The 6,642-nt window shown below is 45.1% G+C and carries 4 protein-coding genes; all 4 read right to left on the reverse strand.

What is annotated here, in order from left to right; all coding sequences use genetic code 11:
* Positions 1–3 precede the first annotated feature (3 nt).
* Entirely contained in the window at positions 4–951 is a 948-nt protein-coding gene (locus tag AMS66_RS24455) for a metal ABC transporter solute-binding protein, Zn/Mn family (protein WP_082350883.1), read from the reverse strand.
* A gap of 239 nt (positions 952–1,190) precedes the next feature.
* Complete coding sequence (locus tag AMS66_RS24460) at positions 1,191–3,164, reverse strand: peptidoglycan D,D-transpeptidase FtsI family protein (protein WP_053783264.1); 1,974 nt, start codon at positions 3,162–3,164, stop codon at positions 1,191–1,193.
* Between the two features lie 372 nt (positions 3,165–3,536).
* Positions 3,537–5,564 carry a peptidoglycan D,D-transpeptidase FtsI family protein gene (locus AMS66_RS24465; RefSeq protein WP_053783265.1) on the reverse strand — a complete coding sequence of 676 codons (2,028 nt, stop codon included), beginning with the start codon at positions 5,562–5,564 and terminating at the stop codon, positions 3,537–3,539.
* 105 nt (positions 5,565–5,669) lie between these two features.
* Positions 5,670–6,642: transglutaminase domain-containing protein (locus tag AMS66_RS24470; RefSeq protein ID WP_236703603.1), on the reverse strand; the 973-nt coding region annotated here is incomplete at its 5' end.

Raw genomic sequence — 6,642 nt, forward strand, 5'->3', positions numbered from 1 at the left:
TTATCACTTTAATGCTTCTACAATTGTCTGAGTGTTGTGGCGGATCATGCCAATATACGTTCCTTCTTCTGTTCCCTCAGCACCCATTGCATCCGAGAACAGTTCACCACCAATGCTTACCGTATGTCCTTTTTCGGCTGCCCCGGCAATAATTGCTTCCATTGCCTTTGCCGGTACGCTGGATTCTACAAATACAGCCTTGATATTGTTATCCACGAGGTAATCCCGCAACTCACTAACATCCCTCGCACCATACTCGGCTGCTGTACTGATTCCTTGAAGCCCCATCACTTTCATGCCATAGGCTTGGCCGAAGTATCCAAAGGCATCATGCGCCGTGACCAATACCCGGCTGGCTTCCGGAATCTCCTGAATTTTTTCCCGCACTTCGGTATCCAATGCCTCCAGTTTCGTTAGATACTGCTCTGCCTGGGTCTTGTACTCTTCTGCATGTTCCGGGTCTGCTTCCACGAGTGTATCGCGCATAGCCTCTGCCGCATGCATCCAGTGGCTGACATCGAACCAGACGTGTGGATCGTATTCGGTGCCGCCTGTATCTTTTCCTGATCGCAATTCATCCACTGGAATTTTCTCCGTGACGGCCGTTACTGTTTTGCTCTTGGACATTTTCTCCAAAATATCTGTCATTTTGCCTTCGAGGTGCAGTCCGTTGTAAAAAACGACTTTCGCTTGCTCCAGCTTGCGAATATCACCTTGCGAAGCCTTGTACAAATGGGGGTCTACACCCGGACCCATCAGCCCGGTTACATCAACATATGCCCCTCCGACTTCACGCGCAACATCCGCAATCATGCCTGTTGTGGCTGTGACCTTCACTTTCCCTTCACTGTCTCCTGTTTCTGCTGCACTTGAGCACGCTGTTAGTACGAACACCAATACAACAGCAGCAAGCGTCATCAAACCTCTCTGAATACTCCTCATCTTCACCATTAACAATCTAAATCGCCCCTTTCCCTCTACTAACATAATTGTTCTAATCTAATTTTGTTGTACAAGGTATTAAAATTTATACAAGACTAATAATGTTTCCCTTGTGCAAATTTTAGCCGATGCAAAATAAAAAGGCAAGGGAAATTTCCCCTGCCTGTCCAAATGAGTATATGGGTCTTTTTATTGACCTATCTTCTTTTCCGTTCAAATCTGCTCTATTTCTCTTGCGCTGTATCACGTTACTCTTTGTCTTTTTCCTGATCTTTCTTCCCTTTTGGAGTCCCATCGAGGCCATAAACATCATCGTAGGCATCGAAGATTTTACGTGCAATTGGAGACGCGCTAACCGATCCAAAGCCACCTTCGGGTACAACAACGGCTATAGCCAGCTTCGGATTATCCCGTGGTGCAAATGCGATAAATACACCGTTTTCCTTCTTTTTCGGTCCTGTTCCCTGCTCCGAGGTTCCTGTTTTTCTTGCATAATCGTAGGCGAACCCTTCAAAGGAACTTACTCTAGTGACCATACCCTTATGCACTTCATTCCAGTATGCGTCCGCAAAATCAACCTCGTTTAACACTTTTGGTTTGATTTTCTTGACCACATTGCCATCAGCGTCACGGATTTCTTTCACCAAATGAGGTTCCATCCGTTTGCCCTTATTCGCAAGCATTGTGGTATATTGCGCGAGTTGAAGCGTTGTATATTTACCTTGCTGACCAAATGAGGCAAAAGCGAGACGTGTAAGAGCCGATTCATCTTTGTTTGTATACTCTAGTCTACCCAGGAATTCACCGGGTAAGTCAACACCAGTTGATACACCCAAGCCAAATTCCTTCATGTGCCTGTCCCAAATATCAATCCCTTTATCCGATCCATACTTATTTAGCAGTCTCTTACCAACCATATCAATCATAAAGGAATTGGAAGATTTCTCAATAGCCCGTCTCGCTGTAATATTTCCATTATATGCAGAATGTGAGTTCTTCACTTGTCTCCCGTCTTTCCCCAAAATGGCATATCCCTGGTCGTGATAGGTCTGCCCAGTCGTAAATAGTCCTTCTTTTAATCCAATCAATACACTGAGTGGCTTGATTACGGAACCTAGCAAAACAACGGATTCAGTATGTTTTTTCGTATCGTCTGGCGGGAAGGAAGCCATTGTACCATTTCGAAAAACATACTTGATCTTGTCATAATCCCAGTCATTCGGATCATAGTCAGGCATACTCGCCATGGCCACAACATTGCCTGTATCCACTTCCATGGCTACCGCGTATCCGGTAACAGCTTTCGGCAACTTCCTCAATTCATCTGTAATAGCTTGTTGTGCAACCATCTGAATTTCCTTGTTGATGGTTGAAATTAGACTATACCCCTTTTCAGGTGGGGTCAGATTCATCGTTCCGTCTGGCAAATTGCGTGCATCAATATCAATGGACTGGTAGCCACTACGTCCACGAAGGTCCTCCTGATATTGCAGTTCCAAGCCGTCAAAGCCTACCTTCTCTTCTTCGTGATAAACAAGACCCGGATCACGCAGAGTACTTGCAGATTCCCGAATGGCTTTATATTTTTTAAGTGTATCCGGTGCTCGCTTGAATTCTCTTGTATAGCCGACCACCTGAACGGCTACCCCATCCGGATCGTATTTTCGGACATTTTCCTCAAGTACCATAACGCCCGGATACTCTGCTTTTTTCTCCATGAAATAGGCAATTTCTTTGGTTGTCAAATCGGATTTAACTAACCTCGGTACATATCCAAATGTCTTCTGGTAATCCAGATCCAGTCGCTTCACAATCTCTTCTGCATCTGGTTGTTCTTTGTCCCCCGGGTTAAACTTCTTAAACACAGCCGCCAGTTCATCAGCAAGTTCCTGCGCTTCCTGCTTGCGGTCATCATTTCTATAATCCTCATACAACAAAACATAGAGGGACTGTACAGGCTCCGAATAAGCGAGCGCGACCTTCCCAGTCGCATCGTAGATTGGCCCACGAACAGGGGCGAGCGGAATATCTTTGGTATTACGGCTGGTCTCCATATAGGTCAGTTCAGGTCCCTCGACAAATTGCACAAAAGCCAACCTGAAAATAAGGATACTGAATATCACAAACGCAGCGAAAAAAAACATGTTCATTCTTACACTAGACGGCTTGTTAACTGGTGGATCTTCATTGGACATTTTCTTTTTCCTCAATCGGTTAAACATGGGATAAGCCTCTCCGTTCTTATGTAAAAGTAGATTAATCAATCAGCACGTTTTGCATCATTCGGTTCAAGTAACATACCTTTCCTTATACAAGTCTATCAAAGGTCAACTGCCATGTCCTCCAGATTTTGGTTACATTTTCGTAAACAGAAGAGACATATGCCGATTCTTTCGAGACGATGTCAATACAGACATATCGTTAATCTTTTTAATCCTGAAATAAATTTTCATTCTATTATATAAACGTGACATGCACGAAGTTTGTTACACGCTAATTTGCAGCAGCTTGCTGGAGAGAGACATTCAAGTTCTGGCAAAACGTAAAAGAGAGGCCCCTCGAAAGGGTCCTCTCTTTGGATTCAAAGACTCACATTACTGTGTATTTGATTCTTTATTTTTATCTTTTTTTGGTACACCGTCCAGACCGAACTCCTCGTCATACGCATCAAAGATCGCGCGTGCTACTGGAGCAGCACTGCTCGAACCAAAGCCCCCTTCAGGGATGACGACAGCAACAGCCAGCTTCGGATTGTTGCGTGGTGCATAAGCGATAAACACCCCATTATCCACCAGTTTTCCCCCGACTACCTGTGTGGATGTTCCTGTTTTTCTGGCAAAATCATACGGGAAACCGCTAAATGAAGATACCTCGGTTGCCATGCCTCGCTGTACTTCATTCCAGTAAGCATCGTTAAAATCGACTGTGCTGAGCACCTTCGGTTTCATTTTCTCAACCACATTGCCTTGCGAATCACGGAATTCACTGACTAATTGTGGCTCCATTCGTTTTCCTTTGTTCGCAAGCATCGTGGTGTATTGAGCAAGCTGCATCGTTGTATATTTCCCCTGCTGTCCAAAAGAGGCATATACCAGCTTGGTCAAGGAACTCTCGACGCTATCCTTACCATATTCTTTGCGCCCAAGCCATTCATTAGGCAGGTCAACACCTGTGGAGACACCTAACCCAAATTTCTCCATGTATTCATCCCAGACATCGACACCCTTTGCCCCATATCGGGAGTACAGCTTCTTACCGATTTCATCAATCATGAACACGTTCGAGGAATGTCGAATCGCATCACGAGGAGTTAACGAACCATACACGTGACCGGAGGAGTTCTGTACTCTGCGGTTATCCCCACCAAAAGTCGTTGAACCTCTGTCTGAATAAACTGTATTTGTAGTGAAGAAACCTTCCTTCAAACCAATCAATACACTGAGCGGTTTGATTGTGGAACCAAGCAATACAACGGATTCCGCTCGTTTACCTGAATCGTCTGGCGGGAACCCACGAATGGTGCCATTTTGATAAATATATTTTATTTTATCGTAATCTTCAGTACTTATACCGCCAGTTTTCCACATATTAGTGTCGTAATCCGGCATACTGGCAGCAGCAACAATCTTTCCTGTATCCACTTCCATCGCTACTGCAAAACCTGTTTTTGCATTGGGATGTAGCTTACCTGATACCTGATGTGTATGCAGCCAACTTAGTTGATCCAGAATCGCCTGTTCCGTCTTCACCTGAACATTTTTGTTAATCGTTGTAATCAGGTCATACCCTTTTTCGGGTGGGGTAGAGCCCGCTACACCTTCAGGCAAGTTCCGTAAGTCAACGTCCACGGAGTTATAACCGCTTTTCCCTCGCAGAACATCCTGGTATTGAAGTTCCAGTCCATCGAAGCCAACAAATTCATTCTCGGTATAGATAAGGCCCGGGTTCGTTTGCTTTTTATTGGCCTCATCAATCTCTTCGTACTTTTTCAACGCTTTGGAGCTTTTAAATTTTTTCAAATAGCCAATAGTCTGCACAGCGACCGTATCCGGATCGTAATATCGCACACTTTCCTCTACAATCTGAATTCCCTTAAATTCATCCTTATGCTGGAGGAAGTAGGCTACCTCTTCATCGGACAGATCGCTCTTGATCAGACGTGGCATGAAGCCGTTCGACTTGCGGGAATTCAAGTCCATCTCTTCAATGATTTTCTCCACCGTAAGGTCCTCAGAATCCTTTTTCTTATACTGCTCAAAAACATCATGCAGCCGGGTGGCGATGTCCTCCACTTCCGCTATATTCGGATTAGGCTTGCCATCCACATCCCCATAATTTTTGTATAAGGTCAGGTACAAGGATTGAATCGGCTTGGAGTAAGCCAGCTTTACCTCACCCGTGGAATCATAGATAGTTCCTCTCACGGGAGCGAGCGGTACATCTTTGGTAATGTTACTCGCTTCCTCCTGACTGAGCTCAGGCCCTTCCACGAATTGCAAAAATGCCAGCCGTACAATAATAACGCTAAAAATAACAAAGGAAGCGAAGAAAAATACGTTCATCCGGTAACTGAAGCGCCGCTTGTCCGTAAGTTCGTCCTTCTCTTTTGAATGATTGTTCATTCATCCTACCTCTTTCATGACTTGATGCATACCGTCCAGACTATACAGCCCCGGCATGATAACCTGGCAACGTCGTCATCTCCCGGACCCATGTCCGGCGTAATGTTAAGCTGTTTGATCTTTTAGATGGGTATCGGCAAAGTTAGGAGGATTGAACCAATCGCCACTGATTGCCCACGTGGGGTCAAGCGGAATCCAGCTTTCCGAATCACTCAAATATATTTCATTCCAGGCATGTGGACCATATCCACCCTGCCCGTTATAACCAAGGCCTGTAACCACTTTGACTTCCAGCCCCTGTGAACGAGCCATGACTGCGTATAGACGAGCGTAATCAATACATACGCCTTCACGTGTATCAAATGTATTTTGCGGCGTCTGCTCATGCCATATACCCTTTTGCTCATAGTCATCCACTTTACCATAGTCATATTGAACGCGAGAACCTACCCAGTCATATAATGCTCTGGCTTTGGCTTCATCTGTCGTTTGACCTTTTACAATTTCTTTTGCCGCAGATTCAATATCCGCCGGAATGTTATGGTCAAGGACTTCATATTTGCGTTGCAGGATCGCGCCAAGTTCCTTTTGAACCGCTTGAGTAAACACGGGCAACTTGTCCTTAATAAATGTACCGGATAATGGCTCTATGACGGACTTGGCCCCTTGCATATAAATGGGCGAAGCCTCTACATAGCGACTAAACATGCTGCCCGGATAGAGACTGACAATCATGAACAACACAGCAATCACAATCATCCCGCGGACGGATCCAATGACTGTACCAATCACAGCACCCGTGAAGCGGCTGAAAAATCCTTTTGGTCTGCTCTCTTGCTCTGCTGAACTGTATTTTCTTCTGAAAATAAGGGAAGAGAGCAAGCCGAGAACCAATCGAATAAAGCCATAACTAAGCACAAACAACACGGCAAACCGCATCAGCGGAAAATCAGCAATTGCCGTAATCAATGTATAATACATCTGCTCCCATCGGTTCAATTCACGGTTTGGCATGTCTGCAGCATGCACAGACAACCATTGCTGAACATATGGCGCAAGCCATAATGTTAAACCGATG

Source organism: Paenibacillus xylanivorans (assembly GCF_001280595.1).
Classification (GTDB): domain Bacteria; phylum Bacillota; class Bacilli; order Paenibacillales; family Paenibacillaceae; genus Paenibacillus; species Paenibacillus xylanivorans.

Coding starts and splice junctions, on each gene's coding strand:
- AMS66_RS24455 (WP_082350883.1), bottom strand. CDS start 951: ATGGTGAAGATGAGGAGTATTCAGAGAGGTTTGATGACGCTTGCTGCT.
- AMS66_RS24460 (WP_053783264.1), bottom strand. CDS start 3,164: ATGTTTAACCGATTGAGGAAAAAGAAAATGTCCAATGAAGATCCACCA.
- AMS66_RS24465 (WP_053783265.1), bottom strand. CDS start 5,564: ATGAACAATCATTCAAAAGAGAAGGACGAACTTACGGACAAGCGGCGC.